This is a genomic window from Delftia sp. NA_296.1, assembly GCF_052692095.1.
The window spans coordinates 1-26,610 of the sequence record NZ_JBQZGF010000017.1; the positions used below are offsets into that span (position 1 = coordinate 1).

The 26,610-nt window shown below is 68.7% G+C and carries 20 protein-coding genes; 10 read left to right on the forward strand and 10 right to left on the reverse strand.

Features of this window, described 5'->3' with window-relative positions; all coding sequences use genetic code 11:
* Positions 1–21: 21 nt before the first annotated feature.
* The gene (locus tag ACUTR7_RS28015) at positions 22–294 is read right to left on the reverse strand and encodes a hypothetical protein (RefSeq protein ID WP_445610306.1); all 273 of its coding nucleotides are present in this window, start codon (positions 292–294) and stop codon (positions 22–24) included.
* Between the two features lie 493 nt (positions 295–787).
* Positions 788–1,060: a hypothetical protein gene (locus tag ACUTR7_RS28020; protein WP_445610307.1), complete on the reverse strand. Its 273-nt coding sequence runs from the start codon at positions 1,058–1,060 to the stop codon at positions 788–790.
* A 454-nt stretch (positions 1,061–1,514) separates the two neighbouring features.
* Here ACUTR7_RS28020 and ACUTR7_RS28025 point away from each other — a divergent pair, with 454 nt between their 5' ends.
* Positions 1,515–1,934: a hypothetical protein gene (locus ACUTR7_RS28025; protein ID WP_123693043.1), complete on the forward strand. Its 420-nt coding sequence runs from the start codon at positions 1,515–1,517 to the stop codon at positions 1,932–1,934.
* A 176-nt stretch (positions 1,935–2,110) separates the two neighbouring features.
* On the forward strand, positions 2,111–4,987 hold the full coding sequence (locus tag ACUTR7_RS28030; protein ID WP_445610308.1) for an aconitate hydratase: 2,877 nt from the start codon (positions 2,111–2,113) through the stop codon (positions 4,985–4,987).
* Between the two features lie 142 nt (positions 4,988–5,129).
* On the opposite strand, the gene ACUTR7_RS28035 is transcribed toward ACUTR7_RS28030, so the two are convergent.
* Positions 5,130–6,029, reverse strand: a complete 900-nt coding sequence (locus ACUTR7_RS28035) for a LysR substrate-binding domain-containing protein (protein ID WP_445610309.1) — start codon at positions 6,027–6,029, stop codon at positions 5,130–5,132.
* Between the two features lie 136 nt (positions 6,030–6,165).
* Here ACUTR7_RS28035 and ACUTR7_RS28040 point away from each other — a divergent pair, with 136 nt between their 5' ends.
* The 3 genes from ACUTR7_RS28040 (at position 6,166) to ACUTR7_RS28050 (ending at position 10,084) form a co-directional block, all read left to right on the forward strand.
* Entirely contained in the window at positions 6,166–7,869 is a 1,704-nt protein-coding gene (locus tag ACUTR7_RS28040) for an acyl-CoA dehydrogenase family protein (RefSeq protein ID WP_445610310.1), read from the forward strand.
* A gap of 75 nt (positions 7,870–7,944) precedes the next feature.
* Positions 7,945–8,949 (forward strand): Bug family tripartite tricarboxylate transporter substrate binding protein, encoded by a 1,005-nt coding sequence (locus tag ACUTR7_RS28045; protein ID WP_063326753.1) that lies wholly within the window; start codon positions 7,945–7,947, stop codon positions 8,947–8,949.
* A 13-nt stretch (positions 8,950–8,962) separates the two neighbouring features.
* The gene (locus tag ACUTR7_RS28050; protein ID WP_445610311.1) at positions 8,963–10,084 is read left to right on the forward strand and encodes a CaiB/BaiF CoA transferase family protein; all 1,122 of its coding nucleotides are present in this window, start codon (positions 8,963–8,965) and stop codon (positions 10,082–10,084) included.
* 7 nt (positions 10,085–10,091) lie between these two features.
* Here the strand turns inward: ACUTR7_RS28050 and ACUTR7_RS28055 are convergent, their stop codons facing one another.
* Together ACUTR7_RS28055 and ACUTR7_RS28060 are read right to left on the reverse strand one after the other, a co-directional pair.
* Complete coding sequence (locus ACUTR7_RS28055; RefSeq protein WP_445610312.1) at positions 10,092–11,747, reverse strand: GDYXXLXY domain-containing protein; 1,656 nt, start codon at positions 11,745–11,747, stop codon at positions 10,092–10,094.
* Complete coding sequence (locus ACUTR7_RS28060) at positions 11,744–12,715, reverse strand: DUF2157 domain-containing protein (protein WP_013803422.1); 972 nt, start codon at positions 12,713–12,715, stop codon at positions 11,744–11,746. The genes ACUTR7_RS28055 and ACUTR7_RS28060 overlap by 4 nt, the downstream gene beginning before the upstream one ends.
* Positions 12,716–12,947: 232 nt before the next feature.
* Between ACUTR7_RS28060 and ACUTR7_RS28065 the strand changes: the two genes are divergently transcribed.
* The 4 genes from ACUTR7_RS28065 to ACUTR7_RS28080 all read left to right on the forward strand — a co-directional run bounded on the left by ACUTR7_RS28065 (position 12,948) and on the right by ACUTR7_RS28080 (position 18,260).
* The gene (locus ACUTR7_RS28065; protein ID WP_445610313.1) at positions 12,948–13,481 is read left to right on the forward strand and encodes a hypothetical protein; all 534 of its coding nucleotides are present in this window, start codon (positions 12,948–12,950) and stop codon (positions 13,479–13,481) included.
* Positions 13,482–13,617: 136 nt separating this feature from the next.
* Positions 13,618–15,087, forward strand: a complete 1,470-nt coding sequence (gene ccoG / locus ACUTR7_RS28070) for a cytochrome c oxidase accessory protein CcoG (RefSeq protein ID WP_051940588.1) — start codon at positions 13,618–13,620, stop codon at positions 15,085–15,087.
* 245 nt (positions 15,088–15,332) lie between these two features.
* On the forward strand, positions 15,333–17,186 hold the full coding sequence (gene ilvD / locus ACUTR7_RS28075; RefSeq protein WP_445610314.1) for a dihydroxy-acid dehydratase: 1,854 nt from the start codon (positions 15,333–15,335) through the stop codon (positions 17,184–17,186).
* Positions 17,187–17,267: 81 nt separating this feature from the next.
* Positions 17,268–18,260, forward strand: coding sequence for a Bug family tripartite tricarboxylate transporter substrate binding protein (locus ACUTR7_RS28080; protein ID WP_012204371.1), 993 nt, complete (start codon positions 17,268–17,270; stop codon positions 18,258–18,260).
* A gap of 228 nt (positions 18,261–18,488) precedes the next feature.
* On the opposite strand, the gene ACUTR7_RS28085 is transcribed toward ACUTR7_RS28080, so the two are convergent.
* The 5 genes from ACUTR7_RS28085 to ACUTR7_RS28105 all read right to left on the reverse strand — a co-directional run bounded on the left by ACUTR7_RS28085 (position 18,489) and on the right by ACUTR7_RS28105 (position 25,691).
* Positions 18,489–20,651: a TonB-dependent receptor family protein gene (locus ACUTR7_RS28085; RefSeq protein ID WP_445610315.1), complete on the reverse strand. Its 2,163-nt coding sequence runs from the start codon at positions 20,649–20,651 to the stop codon at positions 18,489–18,491.
* A 248-nt stretch (positions 20,652–20,899) separates the two neighbouring features.
* Entirely contained in the window at positions 20,900–22,345 is a 1,446-nt protein-coding gene (locus ACUTR7_RS28090) for an aminotransferase-like domain-containing protein (protein WP_445610316.1), read from the reverse strand.
* 32 nt (positions 22,346–22,377) lie between these two features.
* Positions 22,378–23,247: a hypothetical protein gene (locus ACUTR7_RS28095; RefSeq protein ID WP_012204374.1), complete on the reverse strand. Its 870-nt coding sequence runs from the start codon at positions 23,245–23,247 to the stop codon at positions 22,378–22,380.
* 122 nt (positions 23,248–23,369) lie between these two features.
* Positions 23,370–24,758 carry a prephenate-dependent tRNA uridine(34) hydroxylase TrhP gene (gene trhP, locus ACUTR7_RS28100; RefSeq protein ID WP_012204375.1) on the reverse strand — a complete coding sequence of 463 codons (1,389 nt, stop codon included), beginning with the start codon at positions 24,756–24,758 and terminating at the stop codon, positions 23,370–23,372.
* A gap of 21 nt (positions 24,759–24,779) precedes the next feature.
* Complete coding sequence (locus ACUTR7_RS28105; RefSeq protein ID WP_445610317.1) at positions 24,780–25,691, reverse strand: LysR family transcriptional regulator; 912 nt, start codon at positions 25,689–25,691, stop codon at positions 24,780–24,782.
* 144 nt (positions 25,692–25,835) lie between these two features.
* Between ACUTR7_RS28105 and ACUTR7_RS28110 the strand changes: the two genes are divergently transcribed.
* Positions 25,836–26,606, forward strand: coding sequence for a sulfite exporter TauE/SafE family protein (locus ACUTR7_RS28110; RefSeq protein WP_012204377.1), 771 nt, complete (start codon positions 25,836–25,838; stop codon positions 26,604–26,606).
* Positions 26,607–26,610 lie beyond the last annotated feature (4 nt).

A 26,610-nucleotide genomic window follows, 5' to 3' on the forward strand; every position in this document is an offset into this window, starting at 1 on the left:
CTTTGCTGCGCTCGGCCCGGTTCAGGGGGGTGCGCTGCTTTTGACGTGGTGGGAGCAGCCCACGGCGACGACTTCGCCGCTGGTTTCGCTGGCCAGCATGTCGGCGCTGTTGCGGATGGTGCGCAGGGCGCTGGCGAGCACTTCCAGGCGGTTGCTGGTTTCGGGCGTTTCCAGCCACAGCAGGGCCATGCGGGAGAGTGCCGAGATTTCGGCACAGCCTTGCTGCACCAGGCGGTCCACCTCGGTCACGATCTGGGTGAAATGCTCGGCGCTGGGTGGGGGTCTGGGTGTCATGGCTCGGCTCTCCGTGCAAGGTTGAGAGAGGCCGTGGAAAGGCAAACGTTGCGCATGCTTCCGTGCTCCTAGTCGAGGCTTGAGACCACCGGGTTGCGTTTTCAAGCGCAGGCAGGTGGGCGGGATGTTGAAAACACGAGACTAGTCGTGCGGGCAGCCTTGCGGTGAGCCCCATCCCGCCCGAAATCGCACAGACGTGGGCAAGCGCCCACGAATACAGGATTCAGACGTGACAAAGCCTCGCTGACGGGGAGGCTGCACCGCTAGTCTTGGAAAAGGTGTTTTCAAGCACCGGCCCCGTGACAGGGGGCTGGTGCGGATTGTGGCATAGCGACTGGAGTTGCTCCAACGGGGCTGGCATGACCTGGCAACTGCGGCGAGTCAGATGACGAAGCAGTCCTGTCCTTCGGCAGGACTGCAACCCCGCAGGCGGCCCGACGCAGGCGCTGACATACGGGGAGTGGGCTCGGGCCTTTGCTGCGCTCGGCCCGGTTCAGGGGGGTGCGCTGCTTTTGACGTAATGGGAGCAGCCCACGGCGACGACTTCGCCGCTGGTTTCGCTGGCCAGCATGTCGGCGCTGTTGCGGATGGTGCGCAGGGCGCTGGCGAGCACGTCCAGGCGGTTGCTGGTCCCGGGCGTTTCCAGCCACAGCAGGGCCATGCGGGAGAGCGCCGAGATCTCGGCACAGCCTTGCTGGACCAGGCGGTCCACCTCGGTCACGACCTGGGTGAAATGCTCGGCGCTTGGTGGGGGTCTGGGTGTCATGGCTCGGCTCTCCGTGCAAAGGTGAGGCGGGCCATCGAGATGGATGCGATGTACATGGTTCCGTGCTCCTATTCGAGACTGAACCACCAGGCCGGGTTTTCAAGCACAGCAAGGGTGGACGGGATGTTGAAAACACGAGAATAGTCGTGCGGGCAGCCTTGCGGTGAGCCCCATCCCGTCCCAAACCGTTCGGATGCAGGCAAGCGCCCACGATCCAAGCAAATCAGACGTGACAAGGCCTCGCTATCGGGGAGGCCGCTCCGCTATTCTTCAAAGGTGTTTTCAAGCACCGGCCCCGTGACAGGGGGCTGGTGCGGATTGTGGCATAGCGACTGGAGTTGCTCCAGCGGGGCTGGCATGACCTGGCAGGTCATGGACTCGGGGGGCGGTGGCGGCGGAGCATCGGTGGGGCCGGCTTGCGAGGTGCATGCCCGGCAATCCACAAGGAGTGCTGATGCCGATGTTTTCCCATGCCCGTTTCCTGCCCCGCACCCTGTGGGCCGACGCCATCTGCTGTGCCGCGGCCGGTGCGGTGCAACTGGCCTTTGCGCAGCCGCTGGCCGTTGTCACGGGCTTGCCGCAGGCGCTGCTGCTGGGCACGGGGTGCTTCTTGCTGGCCTGGGCCTGCGTGGCTGGCTGGGGCGCGTGCCGCATGCCGCGCAGCAGGGGGCTGGTGGCGCTTGCCGTGTTCGGCAACTTCGGCTGGGCCCTGGCGTGCGGGGTTGTGCTGTACAGCGGCGTGCTGGAGCCTGCGCCCGCAGGCTGGGCATGGGTGCTGGGCCAGGCGGCCATCGGCGTGGCGCTGGGCGATCTGCAGTGCGCGGGGTTGTGGCGCAGCAGGGCTTCGCTGGCCGGTTCGATGACAGCCCCGTGAAAGCCTGCCGCTTTTGCCGCGCGGACAGCGTTGTCCGCGTGTGACTATCGCCAATGGACCACAGCATCCGCGGGCACTTCTGGGCACAATGGAAATCAGAGTCTTGGTGCATGCCCAGCAGCCCGGAAAAGGCGGCGCGCATGTGCCTTCCCAGAGTTTCATCCAGGAGTCTCACGATGCGCCACGAATATGAAAACACCCTCAAGTCCTTTGCTGCGGCGGGGGGCAAGAAGGGCAAGTTCTTCTCCCTGCCTGAACTGGCAAGGCAATATCCACAGGTCCGGCGATTGCCCGTGTCGCTGCGCATCGTGCTGGAGTCCGTGCTGCGCAACTGCGATGGCAACAAGGTGACGCGCGAGCATGTGGAGCAGCTGGCGAGCTGGAAGCCCCAGGCCGAGCGCGTGGACGAGATCCCCTTCGTGGTATCGCGCGTGGTGCTGCAGGATTTCACGGGCGTGCCGTTGCTGGCCGACCTGGCCGCCATGCGCAGCACGGCCGCCAGGCTGGGCAAGAAGCCCAAGTCCATCGAGCCGCTGGTGCCCGTGGACCTGGTGGTGGACCACTCCATCATGGTGGACTACTTCGGCACCAAGAAGGCGCTGGACCTGAACATGAAGCTGGAGTTCCAGCGCAACAAGGAGCGCTACCAGTTCATGAAGTGGGGCATGCAGGCCTTCGACACCTTCGGCGTGGTGCCGCCGGGCTTCGGCATCGTCCACCAGGTGAACCTGGAGTACCTGGCGCGCGGCGTGCACAAGACCAAGGACGGTGTGCACTACCCCGACACCCTGGTGGGCACGGACAGCCACACGACCATGATCAACGGCATCGGCGTGGTGGGCTGGGGCGTGGGCGGCATCGAGGCCGAGGCGGCCATGCTGGGCCAGCCCGTGTACTTCCTCACGCCCGATGTGGTGGGCTTCGAGCTGTCGGGCCAGCTGCGCGAGGGCGTGACGGCCACCGACCTGGTGCTGTCGGTGACCGAGATCCTGCGCCGCGAGAAGGTGGTGGGCAAGTTCGTGGAGTTCTTCGGCGAAGGCACGCGCAGCCTGGCGCTGCCCGACCGCGCCACCATCGGCAACATGGCGCCCGAGTACGGCGCCACCATGGGCTTTTTCCCCGTCGATGAAAAAACCATCGACTACTTCAGGGGCACGGGCCGCAGCAAGGCCGAGATCGAGGCCTTCGAGGGCTATTTCCGCGCGCAGGAACTGTTCGGCGTGCCGGCCGCCGGCGAGATCGACTACTCGCATGTGGTGCGCCTGGACCTGGGCACGGTGGCGCCCAGCCTGGCCGGACCCAAGCGCCCGCAGGACCGCATCGAGCTGGGCAATGTGTCGTCCAAGTTCGATGAGCTGTTCAGCGCCCCTGCGGCGCACAACGGGTTCAACCAGCCGATGGAACGGCTGGGCCGGAGCTTTCGCGTAGGCGGTGGCGGCGAGGGCGAGGTGGCGCCCGAGACGCCGGCCCATCCGCCCGGCGCGCAGCGCTCGCTGGCCGAGATGGAGGCCAACAAGCCCAAGCTGGAGGCCGCCCACAGCGAGGCGCCGGTCGATGCCCCCACGCCGCCCAAGCGCCTGAGCATCGCCAACGGCGACGTGCTGATTGCCGCCATCACCAGCTGCACCAACACCTCCAACCCCAGCGTGATGCTGGCCGCCGGCCTGCTGGCCAAGAAGGCGGTGAAGGCCGGGCTCACGGTGCAGCCGCACATCAAGACCTCTCTGGCGCCGGGCTCGCGCGTGGTGACCGAGTATTTGACGGAAGCCGGCCTGCTGCCCTACCTGGAAAAGCTGGGCTTTGCGCTGGCCGGCTACGGCTGCACCACCTGCATCGGCAACGCGGGCGACCTCACGCCGGAGCTCAACGAGGCCATCACCAGCAACGACCTGGTCTGCGCGGCCGTACTGTCGGGCAACCGCAACTTCGAGGCGCGCATCCACCCCAACATCAAGGCCAACTTCCTGGCCAGCCCGCCCCTGGTCGTGGCCTATGCCATTGCCGGCACGGTGCGCCGCGACCTGATGACCGAGCCCGTGGGCCAGGGCAAGAACGGCCGTGACATCTACCTGGGCGACATCTGGCCGACCAGCGAAGAGATCCATGCGCTGATGAAGTACGCCATGAACGGCAAGGCCTTCCGCGAGAACTACGAGAAGGTGCGCTCCGAGCCCGGCAAGCTCTGGGAAAAGATCCACGGCGTGACGGGCGCCACCTATACCTGGCCCGAGAGTACCTACATTGCCGAGCCGCCGTTCTTCGACGGCTTCCGGCTTGAGCTGGAAGCGCCCGCCGCCGGCGCCGAAGGCTCCAACCCCTACGTGGTGCACGGCGCGCGCGTGATGGCGCTGTTCGGCGACTCCATCACCACCGACCACATCTCGCCGGCCGGCTCCATCAAGGAAAGCTCGCCCGCAGGCCAGTGGCTGCTGGCCCATGGCGTGCAAAAGGCCGACTTCAACAGCTACGGCTCGCGGCGCGGCAACCATGAGGTGATGATGCGCGGCACCTTTGCCAACGTGCGCATCAAGAACCTGATGATTCCGGCGCAGCCCGATGGCTCGCGCGAGGAGGGCGGCCTGACGCTGTACCGCGACGGCACGGGCCAGGTCACCAAGATGCCCATCTACGACGCGGCCATGAAGTACCAGGCCGAGGGCCGTGCCACCGTGATCTTCGCGGGCGAGGAGTACGGCACGGGATCGAGCCGCGACTGGGCCGCCAAGGGCACGCAGCTGCTGGGCATCAAGGCCGTGGTGGCGCGCAGCTTCGAGCGCATCCACCGTTCCAACCTGGTGGGCATGGGCGTGCTGCCGCTGCAGTTCCTGGGCACGGACAGCTGGCAGACCCTGGGCCTGACGGGCGAGGAGTTCGTGGAAGTGATTCCCGCCGCCGACCTGGCACCGCAAAGCGAGGCCCAGCTGGTGATCACGCGTGCCGACGGCAGCAAGCAGACCGTGGTGGTCAAGCTGCGCATCGACACGCCCATCGAGGTGGACTACTACCGGCACGGCGGCATCCTGCCGTACGTTCTCAGGCAGCTCCTTGAATGAAGTTGGAAACCCCCTGAGCCGCTATGCGGCTTCCCCCTGGAAGGGGGACGACACCCTGGCGGCAGGGCGGCCCTTGCTCGGTGTCCCTCGCTTTTAGGTCACGCCAGTTTTGGACACAGTGAACTGAGCAAGGGTGTGGCGTTTATGGCTGCTGCCCCAGCCTGCCCACGCTGTCGCGCAGGTGGGCCAGCAGCGATTCGACCAGGGGCTGCACATGGCCCGGATGCCACATGGCCTGCATCTGCGACTGCGGGTGCCGGCCCTGGATGGGCACGAAGGCCAGCCCCGGGAAGCCCACGCGCTGCAGGCAGGCCGGCACCAGGGACACGCCCTGACGCAGCGACACCATGGACAGCACCGACAGCCAGTGCCGCACCTCGTGGTGCAGGTCGGGCGTGAAGCCCTCGCTCTGGCAGATCTGCCAGATCTGCTGGTGGTAGTCGGGCGAGACCTGGCGCGAGAACAGCACCATGCGCTCGCCCCCCAGCTGGCGCACCTGCAGCGTGCGCTGGCCGGCCAGCGCATGGCCTGCGGGCAGGCAGGCCATGAACGGCTCGCTCACCAGGGTGTGTGATTGCAGGCCGGGCGCGGGGCGCGTGGCGTGCAGCAGGCCCAGGTCCAGCCGCTCCTGCTGCAGGGAGGCGATCTGCTCTGCGCTGTTGAGCTCCAGCATGTCGATGCGCACCAGCGGGTGCCGGGCTCGAAAGCTCTCCAGTGCCTCGGGCAGCCCGCGGTAGATGGCCGAACCCACAAAGCCCAGCCGGATGCGGCCCTGCACGCCGTCGGCGATGGCGCGCATGTCCTGGCGCACGCGCTGGGCCTGTTCCATGATGTCCTGGGCCTGCACGCGCAGGTGCTTGCCGGCGGCCGTGAGCCGCACCTCCTTGCTGGTGCGCTCGAACAGCTGGGCGCCCAACTCTTCCTCCAGCTGGCGGATGGCCACGCTCAGCGGCGGCTGGGAGATGGACAGGCGCTGGGCTGCGCGGCTGAAGTGCAGCTCCTCGGCCAGCACCAGAAAGTACCTCAGTTGTCTCAGCTCCATGGCGTTCTATCTGGTTTGACTATTGATCGATACGTTATCGATATTTGACTCGAATAGGACTGTTTCCAAGAATGGGGGCATCCCCAAGACCCGGAGCCCATGCGCCCGGGCCCGGTTCCCGCACAGGAGACAGACCATGAACCCCGAACCGCAGGCGCTGGCCGCCATGCAGTCTTCCCCCGCCCAGGCTTTCCAGGCCGTGCCCGACCGCCACGGCAGCAACCTGTACACCACCGATTCGCAGTTGCAGCCGCTGCTGGCGCTGTACCTGCCGCCCGAGGTGAACGCGCACCTGCAGCCCTATCTGGAGCGCATGGGCGCGCTGGCCGGCCGCGAGATCGATGAATGGGCACTGACCGCCGACCGCAACCCGCCCGAGCTGGAGCACCGCGACCGCACGGGGCGCGATGCGCAGCGCATCGTCAAGCATCCGGCCTATGTGGAGATGGAGCGCGTGGCCTATGGCGAGTTCGGCCTGGCCGTCATGTCGCACCGCACGGGCGTGCTGGGCTGGGATGGCAAGCTGCCGCCGCTGGCCAAGTACGCGCTGACCTATCTGTTCGTGCAGGCCGAGTTCGGCCTGTGCTGCCCGCTGTCCATGACCGACTCGCTGGCGCGCACGCTGCGCAAGTACGGCGAGCCGGCCCTGGTCGAAAAGTACTGGCCGCGCATGACGCAGCTGCGCTTCGAGGACCAGGCCCAGGGCGCCATGTTCATGACAGAGCAGGCGGCCGGCTCGGACATCTCCAACACCCAGACGCTGGCCCGCCCGGCCGCCGACGGCAGCTGGCGCCTGTCGGGCGACAAGTGGTTCTGCTCCAACCCCGATGCCGACTTCGCCATGGTGCTGGCGCGCGTGGAGGGCGCGCCAGCGGGCATGAAGGGCATCTCGCTGTTCCTGCTGCCGCGCCGGCTCGATGACGGCTCGGCCAACCACTACCGCATCGTGCGGCTCAAGCACAAGCTGGGCACGCGCTCCATGGCCAGCGGCGAGATCGTGCTCGACGGCGCCGTCGCCTACCTGGTGGGCGAGCAGGGCCGGGGCTTCGTGCAGATGGCCGACATGGTGAACAACTCGCGCCTGTCCAACGGCGTGCGCTCGGCCGGGCTGATGCGCCGCGCCGTGGCCGAGGCCGAGTACGTGGCGCGCGAGCGCCGCGCCTTCGGCAAGGCCCTGCAGGACATGCCGCTGATGCAGCGCCAGCTCGACAAGCTGCGCATCTACTCCGAACAGGCCCGCACCATGGTGCTGCAGACGGCCCAGGCGCTGCAGCGTTCGGACGCAGGCGAAGACGGCGCCTACGCGCTGCTGCGCATCCTCACGCCCATGATCAAGTTCCGCGCCTGCCGCGACGCGCGCAAGGTCACGGGCGATGCCATGGAAGTGCGCGGCGGATGCGGCTACATCGAGGAGTGGAGCGATCCGCGCCTGGTGCGCGACTCCCACCTGGGATCGATCTGGGAAGGCACCAGCAACATCGTGGCGCTGGACGTGATCCGCGCCATCAAGCGCGAAGGCTCGCTGCCCGTGCTGCGCGACCACGCGGCCCAGCTGCTGGCCCAGACCGAGGCGGCCACGGACTTCAAGGCCGCGCTGTCGGCCAGCATGGACAAGGCTGCGGCCCTGGCCCTGCGCGCGGCCGAGGAGGGCGGTGACCGCCTGGCGCGCGCCGCCGCCTCGGGCCTGTACCACTGCTTCACGGCCACGGCCATGGCCTGGGAGGCCTCGTGCACCGGCAGCGCCGAACGCATGCGCTGGGCCCAGCTGGTGCTGCTGCACCGCGTGCTGCCGCGCGACCCGCTGGCGGCAGGCGACCTGCCCGAAGGCTGGACACGCTGAGCCCATCGACCGCACCGACCCAGAACACACATCCCGTCCACAGGGATGACCGCACAAGTACCGGAGACAAACACCATGCCTTGCACTGACCCGAAGCCGTCTTTCCAGAAACGCCGATTCCTGTGGGCCTGTGCGCTCGCCGCCACCGCCGCGCTGCCGGCCGCCGCACTGGCCGAGCGCTTTCCCGAGCGGCCCATCAGCTTCGTCGTTCCCTTCCCGCCCGGCGGGCCCACGGACGCCATGGCCCGCACGCTGGCGATAGCGCTGACCGAGACGCTGGGCCAGAGCGTGATCGTGGAGAACAAGGCCGGTGCGGGCGGCAACATCGGCGCCGACTTCGTGGCCCGCGCCAGGCCCGACGGCTACACCATCATGTTCGGCACCTCGGGGCCGTTGGCCATCAACAAGCACCTGTACCGCAAGATCAACTACGACCCGCAGACCAGCTTCGCGCCCATCATCCGCGTGGGCCACCTGCCCAATGTGCTGGTGGTCAATCCGGCCACCAAGGCCACCACCGTGCAGGAGCTGATTGCTCAGGACAAGGCCAAGCCGGGCAGCCTGGACTATGCGTCCTCGGGCAACGGCGCCTCCTCGCACCTGGCGGGCGTGCTGTTCAACAAGATGGCCGGCACCTCGCTGCAGCACATCCCGTACAAGGGCACGGGCCCGGCGCTCAACGACCTGCTGGCGGGGCAGGTGAACATGACCTTCACCGACATCCTCACGGCCATGCCCTACATCAAGGCCGGCAAGTTCAAGGCCATTGGCGTGGCCACGGAAAAGCGCTCCCAGGCCATGCCCGATATTCCCACCATCGCCGAGCAGGGCCTGCCCGGCTACGACGTGAGCGTGTTCTTCGGCGTGGTGGCACCGGCCGGCACGCCGGCCGACCGCATCGAGACGCTGAACGCGGCCTTCCGCAAGGCCCTGAGCAGCGAGCGCATCCGCAAGACCTTTGCCGACCAGGGGCTGGAGCCGGCATCGGATCTGTCGCCAGCGGGGCTGTCGACCTTCATCGCGCAGGAGGTCACGAAATGGAAGGCCGTGGTCGATGCCTCCGGCGCCAAGCTCGACTGACGAGAGTATCCCCATGAACACAAATCAACGGGCGGGAGCGCTCCAGGGCATCCGTGTCCTCGACCTCTCCCGCATTCTTGGTGGCCCGCTGTGCGGCCAGATCCTGGGCGACCACGGCGCCGACGTTCTAAAGGTGGAGCCGCCGCAGGGCGACGATACGCGCGCCTGGGGGCCGCCGTTCCAGGACGGTGTGTCCTCCTACTACCGGGGCCTGAACCGCAACAAGCGGCTGCAGTTCCTGGACCTGTCGCAGTCTGAAGGGCAGCAGGCCGTGCTGGCGCTGATGGAGCAGGCCGACGTGGTGGTGGAGAACTTCAAGATCGGCACCATGGAAAAGTGGGGCATAGGCTGGGAGCAGCTGCGCGAGCGCTTTCCGCGCCTCATCTGGTGCCGCGTCAGCGGCTTCGGCGCCGATGGCCCGCTGGGTGCCTGGCCCGGCTATGACGCGGCCATCCAGGCCATGACGGGGCTGATGAGCGTCAACGGCGAGGCCGGCGGCGATCCGCTGCGCGTGGGCCTGCCGGTGGTGGACATGGTCACGGGCATGAACGGTGTCATCGGCGTGCTGCTGGCGCTGCAGGAGCGCCAGCGCAGCGGCCTGGGCCAGCTGGTCGATGTCTCGCTGTACGACAGCGGCATCTCGCTGCTGCATCCGCATGCGGGCAACTGGTTCATGAGCGGCAGGACACCGGGGCGCTCGGGCAACGCCCATCCCAACATCTATCCCTACGACAGCTTTGCCACGGGCACCACGCCGGTCTTCCTGGCCGTGGGCAACGACCGCCAGTTCCGCCTGCTGTGCGAGCACCTGGGATGCCCGCAACTGGTGGCCGACGAACGCTTTGCCACGGCCGGCCAGCGCTCGCACCACCGCGATGCGCTCAAGCCGCTGCTGGAGCAGGCCCTGCAGGCCAGCGACGGTCCCGCGCTGGCCGATGCGCTGATGGCCATCGGCGTGCCCGCCGCGCCCGTGCTGGGCGTGGACGCGGCGCTCAACCACCCGCATACCCTGCACCGCGAGATGGTGGTGGAGATGGAGGGCGGCTACCGGGGCCTGGGCGCGCCCGTCAAGCTCAGCCGCACGCCGGCCAGCTACCGGCATGCGCCGCTGGCCGAGGGCGACAGTTTCGAGTGAGCTGCATTCAGGGCACGATGGGGCGCAGTTGCGCGTCAGCCATGCCCACCAGCAGCGCACGCCCGTCGGGCTCCACGCGGAACTCGCCGTAGCGGGCCTGCTCCCAGCGCTGGCCATCGCCTTCGCGGAAGTACCAGGCATCCGTCACCAGCGTCCACCGGCCGCCGCGCGGGGTGAGTTCAAAGCGCTGCTCGCCCGGCGCCAGCGGCTCGCTGGCCGTGCCGGTGCGCAGCCACTGCACCACGCCCTGTTCATCGAGCTTGCCGATGGCGTAGAGGCGTCCGCTGCGCAGGTTCTCTTTCTCCACGTCCCTGTCCTCGGAAGGCAGGCGGAAGTTCAGGCGCATGTAGTCGCCCTGCATCAGGGAGCGCGGGTCCACCGGCGCCAGTTCCACGAACACCTTGCGGCCCTGGGCGATGGTGCGTTCCTTCTGCGCAATGCCGATATTGGCCACCGCCAGCGTGCAGGCCGCCGTCAGCACCACCAGCCACGGCGCCCAGCGCTGCAGGGGCACGGCGCCCGATGCGGCGGCGGTCTCCGCGCTGCCTGGCAGGGATGCGGCGCGCGGCCCTGTCCAGGCCAGCAGGCCCAGCAAGGCGCCGCAGCCGGCCAGCACCATGGCCTTGGTGGCCAGTGGCCAGGCCAGCTGGTAGTAGAAGCTGCCCACGATCCAGGCAGCAGCCAGGGCGGCCGCTGCGGCCTGCCGCCAGCGGCCGCTGGTGCCGGTCACCGCCAGCGCCAGCAGGCAGGCGCCCAGCCAGGGCAGAAAGGCACTCAGCACGGCCAGCACCACGGCAGCCACGGCGGCGCGCGGCTGCCGCAGCGTGGGCCATGCGCGCTGGGCGAACCAGGCGGCTGCCAGGGCCAGCACGGCCGAGCCGGCCTGCGTCAGAACGCCCATGGAGATGTTCGGGGCGGCTTCCTGCGCCAGCTCGCCTGCCAGGCCGCCGCCCAGCGCGCCGGCCACCATGAAGCTCCTGCCGGACAGAAAGGCCAGGCCAGCCAGCACCGCCAGCAGCCAGCCCGTGGCAAAGGGCTCCAGCGCCGCCGCCATGCGGGTCTGTGTCGCAGACTGCCCCAGCGCGCGCCACTGGGCTGCCAGCAGCAGCATCCAGAGCAGCAGCGCCGCATGCACGATGACCCAGGTCGGCAGGCCTGCGTACAGGGTGGATGGATCGTTGTCCGGCCAGAGCATGGTGCAAAACAGCAGCGCGCAGGCGGCGCCCAGCAGCACACGCAGCCAGGGCCTTGGAATGGCGGCCGTGCAGGCCAGCGCAATGGCCAGGCCTATCGCGCCCGCAGCCTGCCCCGACAGGTCGCGCGCCAGGCCAAAGCCCAGCAGGCCGGCGCCGGTCAGCATGGCAGGCAGGGCCAGTTGCTCCAGGAAGACGGGCAGCTCCTCGGCGCGCAGCACGGCCACGGCTGCGGCCAGCATCATGGCGCCGATCACATAGGTGCCGGCGCCGCGCTCTATCCAGTCGGACAGGGCAAACGCAAACAGAATCAGCAAGGGAAGAAGGGCCAGCCAGGCGCCCAGCGCCGTGAGCAGCACCACCGCCCAATGGCGGTCGTTGGCGGCAGGGCGGCGGTCCTGCAAGGCGGCAGGCGGCAGGATGCCCTGGTCCACGGCCTGGCGCAGCAGGGTGTCGTGTTCGTGGCTCATTGAAGGCCTCCTTCCGCGTTGCGTGACATTCGAAGCACCAGGCTGACCGTGGCCGCCAGCAGGCACGCAGCGCCCAGGCCGACGAGCAGCAGCATGCCCGTGAAGTCCGCCCCCAGTTTTTCCAGCAGCAGGTAGACCAGGCCGCACACCAGCAGCACGTTCAGGCCCAGCGCCGCACCGCTGAGCAGGAAGATATCGAAATGCCTGCGCTGGCCCGCCAGCGCCGCCGCGCCTGCCAGCAGCACCAGCCCCAGCGGGTACTGCGGCGCCACCGTGCTGTGGAACAGCCCGCTGATGGCGGTGGAGGTGATCATCGCCAGCGCCAGCGCGCCCGCGCCGCGCAAGGCCCACAGCCCCGCGCCCGTGAAGCGCCGCAGGGCCGGTGCCATGACCGCGGTGACGGCAAGGGCGGCGCCCAGGGCCACGGCATGCACGCCCAGGTCGCGCGACTCCACCTCCCAGAACTGCGGCGTATGGGCCTGCGCCCACAGCGCAATGCCCGTCATGGCAACCACCACCCAGGGTACCCAGACGCCATCGCTGCGCGCCGCCAGGGCCAGCGGCAGGGTCAGCGCTGCCCACAGCGCAAACAGCTGCCAGGGGTCCGCTCCCGTCTGGTAGGTCTGCCCGAAAAAGGCGAACAGAGCACCCGTGCCCAGCAGCGCCAGCACCGACAGCGGCACGCGCGCCGCCGCGCGCCATGCCGCGCCAAGACACATCACGAGCACGAAGCCCTGCAGCAGGGCAAAGCGCTGCATGCGGCCCATGCTCTCCCAATTGGCGGCAATCCACAGCACGATGCCCAGCCCGCCCAGCGCCGCGCCCAGCAAGGCCACCACGGGCCACAGGCGGGTTCTGAGCGCAGCCGGTTCCTGCTCGAATCCCGCCAGTGCAAACAGCTGCACGGCGGCCTTGCGGTCCAGGCCATGTTGGCGGACAAGGTCATGCAATAGGGGGCGCAGGTTCATGGTGCGGACGTTCCTTGGCTTGAAGAGTCGGATGCCCGACTGTGCCAGAACCTCGCGCGCATGGATGGCGGCGCAGGACGGCATTCCGGCGAGCCGTGGGAAGATCGCGGCCAGAGTCCTGCCATCCTCTTGCCATTGCTGCTTATCCCAATCCTGCCGACATGCCTTTCCTGCCTGCCCCTTGCCCCGGTGCGCAAACGCACCCGCACCCACAACCTGCAGGGCAGGCGCGATGAAGCGCGGCGATGCGCTGGACGGGCAGATCGAGTGGCAGCCGGTCACCCGGCCTGCCGCCATCGCGCTGACGGCCTTTGCCGCCTGGATCATCTGGGGCCACTTCTTCAGCCAGGGTCACTGGCTGCTGCTGCTGGACAACGCCAACCTGGCACTGCACGAAGCCGGGCATCCGCTGGTGGCCCTGTTCTCGCAGCATCTCTCGGTCTACGGCGGCACGCTGTTCCAGCTGCTGTTCCCGGCCCTGTTCATGCGCCATTTCCACAGGCAGGGCCAGCGCACGGGCTGGATTGCCGCGCTGATGTGGCTGGGCGAGAACCTGATGAACGTGGCCCACTACATGAAGGACGCGCGTGCCCAGGTACTGCCGCTGGTGGGCGGGGGCGACCATGACTGGACGGAGATCTTCAGCCGCTGGGGCGTGCTCCAGGCCGATGTGCGCATCGGCACGCTGACGGCGCTGCTGGGTCTGTGCCTGGTGTTGTGGGGGCTGCGGCTTGCCGTTGCGGCGCTGCGCTCGCCGCAGGCCTGACCCGCCATCTGATACGGTCGAATCCGCTGCATCTGCTGCTACCGCCGGGGCAGGGCGCTGGGCATAGTCCAGGCAGTCCCCGGCAATTCATGACAAGCCCGCATCAAGGGCGCACCGGCCGGGGCGAAGGCCCCGCATGTCAGAACGACCGAAACCGCTTCCCGATGAAACCGCCGCAGCCCCCCGGCCGCGGCCCGCGCCACGCAAGGTGATTCCCATCACCGACGCCAGCGCGGATTCCCCGCTGTTCGAATCGCGCAGGAAGATCCAGCCGCGCTCCATCACGGGGCGCTTCACCCATTGGCGCTGGGCCATGGTCTGGCTCACGCAGCTGTTCTTCTATGGCATTCCCTGGCTGCAGATCCATGGCCGGCAGGCCCTGCTGTTCGACCTGGAGCAGCGGCGCTTCTACGTCTTCGGCTGGCTGTTGTATCCGCAGGACTTCATCTACCTGGCGGTGCTGCTCATCGTCTCGGCGCTGGCGCTGTTCCTGTTCACCACGGTGGCGGGGCGGCTGTGGTGCGGCTTTTCCTGCCCGCAGACGGTCTACACCGAGCTGTTCATGTGGGTGGAGCGCCGGCTGGAGGGCGACCGCAGCGCGCGGCTGCGGCTGGACGGCAGCGGCTGGGGTGCGGAGAAGATCGCGCGGCGCGGCGGCAAGCATGCGCTGTGGCTGCTGATCTCGCTGTGGACGGGGCTGACCTTCGTCGGCTACTTCGTGCCCATCCGCAGCCTGCTGCCCGAGGTGCTGGCGCTGACCGGCGCATGGCAGATCTTCTGGGTGCTGTTCTATGCGCTGGCCACCTACGGCAACGCGGGCTTCCTGCGCGAGCAGGTCTGCAAGCACATGTGCCCCTATGCGCGCTTCCAGAGCGCCATGTTCGACAAGGACACCCTGGTCGTCACCTACGACACCGCACGCGGCGAATCGCGCGGTCCGCGCCACAAGGGGGTGGACTACCGGGCCCAGGGGCTTGGCGACTGCATCGACTGCACGCTGTGCGTGCAGGTCTGCCCGGTGGGCATCGACATACGCGACGGCCTGCAGTACGAGTGCATCGGCTGCGGCCTGTGCATCGACGCCTGCAACAGCGTCATGGACCGCATGCATTACCCGCGCGGGCTGATCCGCCTGTCCACGCAGAACGGCGTGGCCCGGGGCTGGCGCCAGAGCGAGCTGGTGCGCCGCATCTTCCGCCCGCGCGTGCTCATCTACGGCACGGCGCTGGTGGCCATCTCCACGGCCATGGTGGCCAGCCTGGCGCTGCGCACGCCGCTGAAGGTGGACGTGGTGCGCGACCGGGGCACGCTGTCGCGCATCGTGGCCGGCGGCCAGATCGAGAACATCTACCGCGTGCAGATCGGCAATGCCACGGAGCAGGACCAGCGCTATGTGCTGTCGGCCTCGGGCATCGAGGGCCTGCGCGTGGCTTCGGAGACCGAGGTGGACGTGGGCGCGGCCCAGGACCGCTGGGTCGTGGTGCGGCTGCAGGCGCCCTATGGCGCGGCCGGCCCTGGCTCGCACGGCGTGGAGATCACGGCCACGGCGGTGGGTGACCCGGCGCTCTCCAAGCAGGCGCACAGCACGTTCCTGGTGCCGCGCTGAAGGGCCGGTTGGATGGATTGATTCAGGAGTACGGCGCAGTTGTTGTGCACGATGCCTGGTCCGCTGCAGCGCGGGCTGGCATCGGTTTTGAGGCCCCGGAAGTTTGTTCCGGGGCCTTTTTTTCATCCTGCCGGCACCGAGGCGGCTTGCAGGGCGGCGACTCCCGGGCGACACGATCTGGTGTAAATGCTCATAGGGAAATCCGCAGACCCCGCTATGGTGGGCGGCTGTTTTCCGTCCCGCGTATGAACAAGAAACCTGCCTCCCCCGACAACGTCTTTTCCGAGTCCAGCGCCTCCGCATCGCTGGCCGCCTCCACCACCACAACCAGCACCACCGGCAGCAGCCCGGCAGCGGCCACGCCCACGCCCACGCCCCTTCGCTCCGCCCTGATCCGCTCCGGCACCATCCGTGCCACCACGCGCAGCTTCCTGCATGCCCTTGGCCAGGACGACGAAGACATAGAGCGCCCGCACATCGGCGTGTTCCACACGGGCGGGGAGATGAGCCCCTGCAACCTCAACCTGCGCGACCAGGCCCAGCATGCCAAGACCGGCATCTATGCCGGGGGCGGTACGCCGCATGAATGCCCGGTGGTGTCGGTCAGCGACGGGCTGACCATGGCGCATTCGGGCATGCGGTTTTCGCTGGTCTCGCGCGAGCTGATCGCCGACAGCGTGGAGGCTTCGGTGCGCGGCCACCAGTGGGATGGCATCTTCGCCATCGGCGCCTGCGACAAGAACCTGCCGGGGCTGATGATGGGCATGGTGCGCTGCAATGTGCCCAGCGTCTTCGTGCATGGCGGCTCGGCCCTGCCGGGACAGGCGCCCGGCGTGCACGGGCGCGACCTGAACGTGGTCGATACCTACGAGACCATCGGCCAGGTGCTGGCCGGCACCGCCACGGCGCAGGACCTGGAGGCCATGAGCCGCGCCTGCCTGCCCACGGCCGGCGCCTGCGCTGGCCAGTTCACGGCCAACACCATGGGCATGGTGAGCGAGGCGCTGGGCCTGGCGCCCATCGGCTCCAGCATGGTGCCCGCCGTGTTCAGCGAGCGCGCACCGCTGATGCGCCGCGCCGCGCGCCAGCTCATGCAGGCCGTGTGGGCCAGCGCCGAAGGCGGCGGCCCGCTGCCGCGCGACATCATCACGCGCCGGGCGCTGGAGAATGCCTGCGCCGTGGTCAGCGCCACGGGCGGATCGACCAATGCCGCCCTGCACCTGCCGGCCATCGCGCATGAGGCCGGCATCCGCTTCCACCTGGACGACGTGGCCGAGATCTTCGCGCGCACGCCGCTGATTGCCGATCTGCGCCCCGGCGGGCGCTTCCTGGCGCGCGACGTGTACTACATCGGCGGCGCCGGCGTGATCCTGCGCACGCTGATGGAGCAGGGCTTTGTCCACGGCGATGCGCTCACCTTCACGGGCCGCACCCTGGCCGAAGAACTGGCCGATGCCGCGCCGCCCGATGGCGAGGTGGTGCGCACGCCCGGCAACCCCATCACGCGCGACGGTGGCCTGACCGTGCTCAAGGGCAATCTCTGCCCCGATGGCGCGCTGCTGAAGACGGCCGGCCTCAAGACCCTGGTGCACCGGGGCCCCGCGCGCGTCTTCGAGTCCGAGGAACAGGCCCAGGCCGCCGTGCAGGCCATGCAGTACGCGGCCGGCGATGTCATCGTCATCCGCAACGAAGGCCCGCGCGGCAGCCCCGGCATGCGCGAGATGCTGGGCATCACGGCACTGCTCTATGGCCAGGGCATGGGCGACAAGGTGGCCCTGCTGACCGATGGGCGCTTCTCTGGTGCCACGCGCGGCCTGTGCATCGGCTATGCAGGCCCCGAGGCCGCCGACAACGGCCCCATTGCCGCGCTGCGCGACGGCGACCTCATTGCCATCGACGCCCGCGCCGATGCGCGCAGCATCACGGTGGAAATCGGCGAGGCGGAACTGGCCGAACGTCTGGAACAATCAGCCGCCGCGCGCCGCCAGGCCCCGCCGCTGGGCGGCGTGCTGGAAAAATACGCGCTCACCGTGCGCCCGGCCCACCAGGGTGCGGTCACGCATTCGGGCCAGGTGGTCTGGCTGCGCGACGACAGTTGAAGCCGCCGGGCTGGCACGCATTTCCCCCGCTGTTCCCCCACTGTTTTTTTCAGAGTTTCAATTTCAACCGGAGACATACGCATGAACATCGACCGCCGCCAATGGCTGGGCACCGCTGGAGCGGGTGCGCTGCTGGCCAGCCTGGGCCAGCAGGCCTGGGCCCAGGCCCAGGGCCCCATCGAGACCCTGAACATCATCACCGGCTTCGCGGCCGGAGGCACCTCGGACGCCATCTGCCGCCGCGTGGGCACCAAGCTGTCGGGCTATGCCAAGACCGCCGTGGTGGAAAACCGCACGGGTGCGGGCGGGCAGATCGCCATCAGCTACGTCAAGGGCCGGCCCGCAGACGGCGCCACCCTGCTGCAGACGCCCACGTCCATGCTGTCCATCTACCCGCACATCTACAAGAAGCTGCCCTATGACCCGGTGGCCGACCTGGCGCCAGTCACCGTGGGCTGCATCTTCGACTTCGGCTTTGCCGTCGGCCCCGCCGTGCCCGCCAGCGTGACCACCGTGCCCGAATTCTTCGCCTGGGCCAAGGCCAACCCCGCAGGCGCCAACTTCGGCTCGCCCGCTCCCGGCTCCACCCCGCACTTCATCGGCGCCCTGCTGGGCCAGCATGCCGGTGTGGACTTCAAGCACGCCGGCTACCGCGGCACCCAGCCCGCGCTGCTGGACATGCTGGGCGGCAACGTCTCCGCCGTCTGCGGCCCCGTGGGCGACATGCTGCAGCACCTGGCCGGCGGCAAGATGCGCATCCTGGGCGTCAGCGGCGCCAAGCGCAGCCGCTTCGCACCCCAGGTGCCCACGCTGGTGGAGCAGGGCTACAAGGACATGGCGCACAGCGAATGGTTCGCCTTCTTCGTGCCTGCCAAGACGCCTGCCGAGACCGTGCAGCGCCTGAACGGCCACATGCGCAAGGCCCTGGCCACGCCCGACGTGGTGGACAGCCTGGCCACCTTCGGCCTGGACGCCCAATCCTCCACCCCCGCCGAACTGGCCGCGCTGCTGCAGTCCGAACTCGCCAAATGGGGCCCCATCGTCAAGCGCGTGGGATTCACAGCAGAGGGCTGAAAAGAACAAAACGGGCCGAGCGAAGCGAAGGCCCGCCCCATGCCCACTCCCCGTATGTCAGCGCAGGTTGCCCGCAGCGAAGCGGAGGGTCGCTGACATTCGGGTCGCCTTCTTTGATCTGACCTTTCTTGGCGAATCAAGAAAGGGCAGTCGGCCGCCGGGCCGAGACCCGGCCTCAGGAAAATACCACCCGGCAGGGTCAAAAACAGACCCACGTAAACCAAAGCCTCAGAACGGCAACGTCCCCTGCACATACAACGTCCGAGGCATCCCCACATACTTGCCCCCGTTGTTATCCGTAGACCGCGTGTAGTACCTGCGATCGAACAGATTCTTGACCCCCACAGCCACCCGCAGATTGCTCAGCGACTTGCCAAAGTCATAGCCCGCACGCAGGCCCACGGTCGCAAACCCGGGAATATCACCCAGCCGCCCCGCAGCATCTTCCTGCGTCACATACTGCGTGCCCGATCCCGGAGAGCGCTGCTTCGATTGCGCGGCCAGGTCCGCATTCAGCGTCCACTGCCCCAGCGCATAGCGCGCCCACAGCTGGCCCGTGTGGCGCGAGTACAGCGGCAGGTCGCGCCCCGCGAAATCGCCAGCGCGCGAGACAGCCTCGGTGTAGGTGTAGGACACACCCGCCGTCAGGCCCTTGAGCGCGGCATTCCACTGGCCCAGGTCGTAGCGCAGCGAGGACTCGATGCCGCGGTGGCGCGTGGCGCCCAGGTCGGTCCAGATGCCGTCCACGCCCACGCGGGTCAGCAGCAGTTCCTTGTCGAAGTCGATGTTGAACAGCGTCAGCTCGGCGTTCAGCGCCGGGCTGTTGTAGTGCGTGCCCACCTCATAGGTCTTGGCCGATTCGGGATGCAGGCCGCGCTCGGTCTGGGCCAGCTGCGCGTACTGCTGCGGGCCGAAGGACTTGCCCGCGTTGACGAACAGCGACCACTGCGCATTCATGCGGTAGAGCACGGACAGCGTGGGCAGGAACTCGCTTGCATCGGCCTTGGGGAACAGCTGGCTGGTGACGGTGCTGCCATCGGCGCCCAGGTTGCTGACGTTGTTGAAGGAGTTGATGCGTTCGTAGCGCACGCCGGGCGTGATGGTCCAGTTGCCGATGTCGATGCGGTCATCGATGTAGAAGGCATGGGCCGTGGTGCCGCCCTGGCTGGTCTGGTAGGGCGTGATCGGCAGGGCCATGGCGTTGGCCATGGTGGCGGGGTTGTAGTAGGCGGTGCGCAGCGCGACCTCGGAACTGCTTTCCTTGAGGTAGCGGTAGCCCACGCTGACTTCCTGCACCACGGCGCCGGTCTCGAACAGGCGCGAGTAGCGCGGCTCGATGCCGAAATAGTGGTAGCTGCGCGGCGCGGCCGTCAGACGGCGCTGGTTGGCGTTGTCCTGCTCGATGTAGCTGCCGCGGAACGAGTCCACGTAGTAGCCCAGCACCTCGAAGTTGTTGCGCCCGTCCTTGTGGTTGTACTTGAACGAGGCATCGGTGCGGCGGCCGTCGAAGCTGTCGTAGGAGCGCGTGGACTGGAACGGGTCGGCCGCGTACTGCGCCGTGGTCAGTCCGCCGGGCATGCGGCCCGAGCCCTCGAAGTGGTGCAGCGAGACGGCGATGTCGTCCTGGGCCGAGATGCGGTAGGCGCCCTTGAGCAGGATGTCGTCGATGTCGGTCTTGTCATTGCCTGCGCGCCAGCCGTCGCCATGCGTGCCCGAGTACAGCAGGGCCAGGCCCAGGCCGGATTCGTTGGTGCCGCCCACGAACAGGCTGGGCGTGGTCTTGGCATTGCCGCCGTGGCTGTAGATCTCGGTGCCCACCGAGGCCTCTGCGGCAAAGGTCTTGGGAATGGCGCGCGTGACGAAGTTGATGATGCCGCCCACGTTCTGGGGGCCGTAGCGCACCGAGCCCGCGCCGCGGATCACATCCACCGACTCCAGGTTGCCCAGCGACACGGGCGCCAGCGACAGCTGGGGCTGGCCGTAGGGCGCGTAGGAGACGGGCACGCCGTCCATCAGCACATACGAGCGCGGCGACAGGCGCGCCGTCAGGCCGCGCACGCCGATGTTCAGAGACACGTCGCTGCCGCCCGTGCCGTTGCTGTCCTGCACCTGCACGCCGGGCACCAGGCGCAGCACGTCGCGCAGGCTGGAGGAGCCGGTTTCCTCGATGCGCGCCCGTTCGACGATGGTGCGCGCGCCGGCATGGTCCAGCACCTTTTCCTCGGTGGGGTTGTCCAGCCAGTTGCCCGTGACGGTGATGGCGGACAGGCCGGCCTCGGGTGCGGTGGTGGTGGGGGATGGCGCCTGTGCCGACGCCTGCAGCGACAGCAGGGCGGCGGCGACAGCGGCCGCGCAGCGTGTGAGCCTGGCGCAGTGATTGCTGGAAACCATGGAAAACTTCCTTTGTGCCTCTGGGATTGGTGCAGCGCTGAAGGGTCGGCTGGCAGGCTGCAGGACGCGTGGCGGCGGGCGAGGCGGAAGCAGGAGACAAGGACCGGTCAGCATGCATGGCGGCGATGCCGGTTCGGGGTGCGAGTCTAAATGAGAATCATCCAGCTTGCACCAGGCTGACAGCAGCTGTGCCGGGCCGCGTTGCCCGGGCGCTACAGCGCAGCAGGTGCTGCCAGCGCAGCGGGCGCTTACCTTGCTGCTTTTGCTGTTGGACGGGGCTGCATTGCGCGGGCCAGTTCGCCCAGCGTGGCCAGGGCCTGCCCGGTCTCGTCGCTCCAGTCATGGCCGTAGTTCAGCCGCAGGCAGTGGCCGAAGGCCTGCGAGGCCGAGAAGATCGGCCCCGGCGCCACGCTGATGCCGCGCGCCAGCGCCGCGCGGTGCAGGGCCAGCGCATTGCAGTACGGCGGCAGCTCTATCCACATGAAGTAGCCGCCCTCGGGCCGCGTGGCCCGCGTGCCTTGTGGAAAGTGGCGGGCAATGGCCGATGCCATGTGGTCCCGCTGCAGGGCCAGGCTCTGGCGCAGGCGGCGCAAGTGGCGGTCGGCGCCGCCGCTTTCCAGGTAGTCGGCCAGCGCCTGCTGGGTGGGCGCATTCGTGGCCAGCGTGGTGGTGAGCTTTTGCCGGGCCACGGCGCGCGTGAAGCGCCCCGGCGCGGCCCAGCCCGTGCGCCAGCCCGGCGCCAGCCATTTGGAGAACGAGCTGCAGTGCAGCACCCAGCCTTCGGTGTCGAAGGTCTTGGCGGGCGGCGGGCGGCGCTCGCCGAAGTACAGCTCGCCGTACACGTCGTCTTCGATCAGCGGCACGCGGTGGCGCGTGACCAGCTCCACCAGTGCGCGTTTGCGCGCCTCTGGCATGAGGCTGCCCAGCGGGTTCTGAAAGCAGGTCATCAGCCAGACGGCCTGGGGCCTGTGGCGCTGCAGTGCTGCCTCCAGCGCAGCCAGGTCCATGCCCTCGCCCGGATGGGTGGGCACCTCGATGGCCGACAGGCCCATGCGCTCCAGCGCCTGCAGCGCACCATAGAAGCAGGGCGATTCGATGACCACGGCGCCGCCGGGCCGCGTGACGGCGGCCAGGCACAGGTTCAGAGCCTCCAGTGCGCCGTTGGTGATGACCAGATCGGCCGGCGTCAGCGCCAGGCCGTCGGCCAGGTAGCGGCGTGCGATCTGGCGGCGCAGCGCCAGGCTTCCGGGCGTGAGGTCGTCGATGGCGCTGCGCGGGTCGGCCTCGCGCGCGGCATGCGCCAGGCACTGGCCCAGGCGGCGCAGCGGGAACAGGCCCGGCGAGGGAAAGGCCGAGCCCAGGGGCACGACATCGCGGTCCATGGCCGATTCCAGCACCTCGAACACGCGCTCGCTCACATCGACCACGGCAAAGCTGTCGCCCTCGGGCGAAGACGGCTCGGTGGGCTCGGGCGGCGCGCTGCGCGGGCGCTGGGCCACGAAGTAGCCCGATCGCTCGCGCGCGCGCACCAGGCCGCGCGCCTCCAGCAGGTAGTAGGCCTGGAACACCGTGGAGGCGCTGACGCCGCGCCGCTCGCTGGTCTGGCGCACCGAGGGCAGCTTGTCACCTGGGCACAGAACGCCTGCGGTGATGGATGCCTCGATATCGTCGGCCAGCTCCTGGTAGCGCGTCATGGCGGCGTGCGTGCTTGGGTGCGGGCGCCGCTTCAGCCTTGCTCGGCCAGCAGTTCCTGCAGCGCCTTGATCTGCTGGCGCAGGCGCTCGTTCTCGGCTTCGAGTTCGTTCACGCGCTGCTGCAGCTCCTCGGGCGAGGCGGTCACGGCCGCGCCTTCGCCGTCGGCCGCTTCGGCTTCGGGCTTGGCGGCCTTGGGCTTTTTCTTGGCATCGCGCACGCGCTTGGCGGCCTGCTTGAGTTCGTCGGCGCCTGCGGCGGCCACGGCCTGCTGCTCGTCCACGGGCAGGCTGGCGACCACGGCGGCGGTGCTCAGCGAGATGTCGCCCGAGCGCACGGCGGCCACCACTTCGGGCGCGGCCTTTTGCTGGATGGTCTCGATCAGCTTGACCTGGCTGCTGGACAGGCGGGCCACGCGGGCCAGGGCCTCGCGTGTGTCCAGGGCCTCATCGGGCACCTTGGCCACGCTGGCCAGGGCGGCGGCGACCACGGGGTCGGTCTCGCCTTCCCAGGGGGCTTCACCCTCGGCCTGGGGCGCATCGGCCTTGGCGGCCATCACGGCAGCGGCGGCGGCCGAGCGGCGCGTGGCAATGATCTCGCGCTTGCGCAGCGCCAGCACGCCGCGCTGGAAGTCGGACACGCTGCGGCGGCCCAGGTGCTGGTCGATCATCCACAGGTGCACGTCGTCCATGTTCTTGAACTGCGTGGCCTGCACGGTGTTGAAGGGCAGGCCGTGCTTTTGGCAGATGGCGTAGCGGTTGTGGCCGTCGATGAGCAGGTCGTTCCAGAGCACGAGCGCGTCGCGGCAGCCTTCGGCCACGATGCTGCGCTCCAGCGCGTCGAGTTCATCGGGGGTCAGCGGGTCGATGTAGGCCTTGAGTTCTTCGTTGACGACGATGTCCATGGCAGTGCAGAAATGAGGAATGAAAGGAACGGCGGCCGCTCCGGGCCATTGCAGCAATGGCCCTGGACAGCCGCCAGGAAAAAATCAAGGGCAAGAAGAGCAGGGAGGCCTGCGCCCCGGCTTCACAGCAGGCGCGAGATCAGCGCACCCTCGGCCGGCGCATCCAGCGGAATGCGCACGCGGATCGGGTTGCCCTGGGCGACCTGCACGGGTTCGCCGTCGAGGTTGAACATCTTCTCCAGCAGCACCTGGCGGTTGCCCTGCGGGTGGATGATCTCCAGCGTGTCGCCCACCGAGAAGCGGTTCTTGGTCTCCACCTCCGCCATGCCGTCGGCATAGCTGCGCACTTCGCCCACGAAGTGGCTGCGCTGCAGCACCGAGTGGCCGGTCTCGTAGTTCTGGTAGTCCTGCGAGGGACGGCGCTCCAGCAGGCCGCCCGTGTAGCCACGGTTGGCCAGGCCTTCGAGTTCGGTGATCAGGTGGGGGTTGAAGGGGCGGCCGGCCACGGCATCGTCGATGGCGCGGCGGTAGACCTGGGCCGTGCGGGCCACGTAGTACAGGCTCTTGGTGCGGCCCTCGATCTTGAGCGAGTCCACGCCGATCTTCACCAGGCGCTCCACATGCTCCACGGCGCGCAGGTCCTTGGAGTTCATGATGTAGGTGCCGTGCTCGTCTTCCATGATGGGCATCAGCTCGCCGGGGCGGCCCTTTTCCTCCAGCAGGTAGACCTGCTCGGCCTTGGGGTGGCGCGCGCCGTCGCCGCAGGTGCTGGTGAACTGGCTGTCGGCTTCCTCGCGGGCCTTCTCGAAGCTGAAGTCCTGCTCCATGGTCTGGGCCAGGGCCTCGCCGGTATTGGGGTCCACGGCCGCGTCATGCGTCTTGTAGTCCCAGCGGCAGGCATTGGTGCAGGTGCCCTGGTTGGGATCGCGCCGGTTGAAGTAGCCCGACAGCAGGCAGCGGCCCGAGTAGGCGATGCACAGCGCGCCGTGCACGAAGACCTCGATCTCCATGTCCGGGCATTCCTGGCGGATCTTCTCGATCTCGTCCAGCGACAGCTCGCGCGACAGGATGATGCGCGAGACGCCGGCCTTCTGCCAGAACTTCACCGTGGCCCAGTTGGTGGTGTTGGCCTGCACCGAGAGATGGACCTCGGTCTCGGGCCACTTTTCCTTGACCATCATGATCAGGCCGGGGTCGGCCATGATCAGCGCGTCGGGCTTGCACTCGATCACGGGCTCGATGTCGCGGATATAGGTGCGCACCTTGTCGTTGTGGGCGATCAGGTTGCTGGTGACGAAGAATTTCTTGCCCCGCGCATGCGCCTCGGAGATGCCCTGGGCGATCTGTTCGAGGCGGAATTCGTTGTTGCGTGCGCGCAGGCTGTAGCGGGGTTGCCCGGCGTAGATGGCGTCGGCGCCAAAGTCGTAGGCCGCGCGCATCTTGTCGAGCGAGCCGGCCGGCAGCAGCAGTTCGGGGGCTTTGAGGGTCATGATCCCCGTATTGTCCCGCATCGCGCTTTCCAACACGGTTCGCTATGGCTCCGCCAGGCCCAGTCCCTTCAGATGCACCAGCAACTGCCTTGCATGGGCGGGCAACTGGTCTTCCCGGGCCGTGCACAGCAGCAGCTGGCGCCGGGCCCAGGCATCGCTCAAGGGCACGGCGCGGGCGCCGCTGGCCGGGGCCAGGCGCTGCGCGGCGGCGGCGGGCATGACGGCCACGCCCACGCCCTGGCCCACCAGCTGGCAGATGCTGTCCAGGTGCTGCAGCTGGGCGCGCCAGCGCAACTGCCCTTCCGACGGCCCTTCCAGCAAGGCGGCCTGCTGGCGCACCAGCACCTGCAGGGCGGCATCGTGCGGCAGGCCTACCCAGTCTTCGGTCAGCAGGTCCTGCAAGGCCAGCCGCTTGCGCCGGGCCAGGCGGTGGGCGCGCGGCAGCACGGCCACCAGCGGGTCGGGGCGCCAGGGCGTGGCCTGCAGGCCGCGCAGGTCCTGGGCATCGCTGGCCACGCCGATGTCGCACAGGCCCTGGCGCAGCCGGTCCAGCACTTCGGCGCTGCGGCATTCCTGCAGCTCCAGCGCCACGCGCGGATGGCCGCGCAGGAATCCGGCCACGGCCAGCGGCAGGTGCTCGCTGACGGCCGAGGTGTTGCCGCATACGCGCACATGCCCGGCCAGGCCCGCGCCGTACTCGGCCATGTCGCCGCGCAGGCGTTGCATCCGGGCCAGAACGTCACGCGCATGCTGGCCCAGCGTGTGGCCGGCCGCCGTGGGCCGCACGCCGCGCGCCTGGCGCGCGAGCAGGGCGCAGCCCAGTTGCGCCTCCATGCCGCGCACGCGCTCGCTGGCCGAGGCCAGGGTCATGTGCGCGCGCCCGGCCGCCGCCGTGAGCGTGCCGCAGTCGAGGATGTGGACGAACAGCTGCAGGTCGGTGAGGTCGAATCGCATGGACTGTGGTGCTGAAGGATCAGGCCATGCCTGAGCCTTGGTTTGAAGATTCCCGATTGTGACCCCTGCGGTGGTGCGCGAGCATGGCGCCATGAGGTTCAGGAAAGGCCTGAGCCAAGTCAGTGAAAGTGCAGGGTGGCCGTGATGTGGGATGCGTGGTGGGTGCTGGCGGCGGCGGTGGCCGTGTTCGGGCTGGCCGGTGTCGTCAAGGGAGTGGTGGGCCTGGGCCTGCCCACGGTGTCCATGGCGCTGCTGGCGCTGTTCATGCCGGCCGGGCAGGCGGCGGCCTGGCTGCTGCTACCGTCCCTGGTGACCAATGTGGTGCAGATGCGGCCCATGCCATCGCTGCGGCCTTTGCTGCGGCGCCTGGGCTGGATGCAGCTGGGCATTGTCGCGGGCACGGTGGGCGGCATGCTGTGGTGGGGCCCGGTGGGCGAGGCAGCCGTGGCGCGCACGGCGCTGGGCGTGGCCCTGGTTATTTATGCCCTGTGGGGCCTTTGGGGGCCGGGCCTGCAGTTGCCACAGAGGCATCAGGCCTGGCTGGGCCTGTTGTGTGGTCTGTTGACGGGCGGGATCACGGCGTTGACCGGCGTGTTCGTGGTGCCGGCCGTGGCCTTTTTGCAATCGCTGGCGCTGGGCCGGCAGGCGCTGATGCAGGCCATGGGCCTGTGCTTCACGGTGTCCACGCTGGCGCTGGGCGCGGGCATGGCGCTGGCGCAGGGGCCGGGCCATGCCGCTTCGTCCTGGACGGGCTGGGGGGCCACGGCCCTGGTTTCCGCACTGATGCTGCTGCCCGCCCTGGCCGGCATGGCCTGGGGCGAGCGGCTGCGCCAGTCGCTGTCGCCCCAGGTTTTCAAGCGCGTGCTGATGCTGGGCCTGCTGGCCCTGGGCATCTACATGTGCGCCAGGGGTTAGTCCC

Coding starts and splice junctions, on each gene's coding strand:
- ACUTR7_RS28105 (WP_445610317.1), bottom strand. CDS start 25,691: ATGCGATTCGACCTCACCGACCTGCAGCTGTTCGTCCACATCCTCGAC.
- ACUTR7_RS28080 (WP_012204371.1), top strand. CDS start 17,268: ATGAACATCGACCGCCGCCAATGGCTGGGCACCGCTGGAGCGGGTGCG.
- ACUTR7_RS28065 (WP_445610313.1), top strand. CDS start 12,948: ATGAAGCGCGGCGATGCGCTGGACGGGCAGATCGAGTGGCAGCCGGTC.
- ACUTR7_RS28015 (WP_445610306.1), bottom strand. CDS start 294: ATGACACCCAGACCCCCACCCAGCGCCGAGCATTTCACCCAGATCGTG.
- ACUTR7_RS28020 (WP_445610307.1), bottom strand. CDS start 1,060: ATGACACCCAGACCCCCACCAAGCGCCGAGCATTTCACCCAGGTCGTG.
- ACUTR7_RS28060 (WP_013803422.1), bottom strand. CDS start 12,715: ATGAACCTGCGCCCCCTATTGCATGACCTTGTCCGCCAACATGGCCTG.
- ACUTR7_RS28090 (WP_445610316.1), bottom strand. CDS start 22,345: ATGACGCGCTACCAGGAGCTGGCCGACGATATCGAGGCATCCATCACC.
- trhP (WP_012204375.1), bottom strand. CDS start 24,758: ATGCGGGACAATACGGGGATCATGACCCTCAAAGCCCCCGAACTGCTG.
- ACUTR7_RS28050 (WP_445610311.1), top strand. CDS start 8,963: ATGAACACAAATCAACGGGCGGGAGCGCTCCAGGGCATCCGTGTCCTC.
- ACUTR7_RS28085 (WP_445610315.1), bottom strand. CDS start 20,651: ATGGTTTCCAGCAATCACTGCGCCAGGCTCACACGCTGCGCGGCCGCT.
- ACUTR7_RS28035 (WP_445610309.1), bottom strand. CDS start 6,029: ATGGAGCTGAGACAACTGAGGTACTTTCTGGTGCTGGCCGAGGAGCTG.
- ACUTR7_RS28030 (WP_445610308.1), top strand. CDS start 2,111: ATGCGCCACGAATATGAAAACACCCTCAAGTCCTTTGCTGCGGCGGGG.
- ACUTR7_RS28095 (WP_012204374.1), bottom strand. CDS start 23,247: ATGGACATCGTCGTCAACGAAGAACTCAAGGCCTACATCGACCCGCTG.
- ACUTR7_RS28040 (WP_445610310.1), top strand. CDS start 6,166: ATGAACCCCGAACCGCAGGCGCTGGCCGCCATGCAGTCTTCCCCCGCC.
- ACUTR7_RS28045 (WP_063326753.1), top strand. CDS start 7,945: ATGCCTTGCACTGACCCGAAGCCGTCTTTCCAGAAACGCCGATTCCTG.
- ccoG (WP_051940588.1), top strand. CDS start 13,618: ATGTCAGAACGACCGAAACCGCTTCCCGATGAAACCGCCGCAGCCCCC.
- ACUTR7_RS28110 (WP_012204377.1), top strand. CDS start 25,836: ATGTGGGATGCGTGGTGGGTGCTGGCGGCGGCGGTGGCCGTGTTCGGG.
- ACUTR7_RS28055 (WP_445610312.1), bottom strand. CDS start 11,747: ATGAGCCACGAACACGACACCCTGCTGCGCCAGGCCGTGGACCAGGGC.
- ACUTR7_RS28025 (WP_123693043.1), top strand. CDS start 1,515: ATGCCGATGTTTTCCCATGCCCGTTTCCTGCCCCGCACCCTGTGGGCC.
- ilvD (WP_445610314.1), top strand. CDS start 15,333: ATGAACAAGAAACCTGCCTCCCCCGACAACGTCTTTTCCGAGTCCAGC.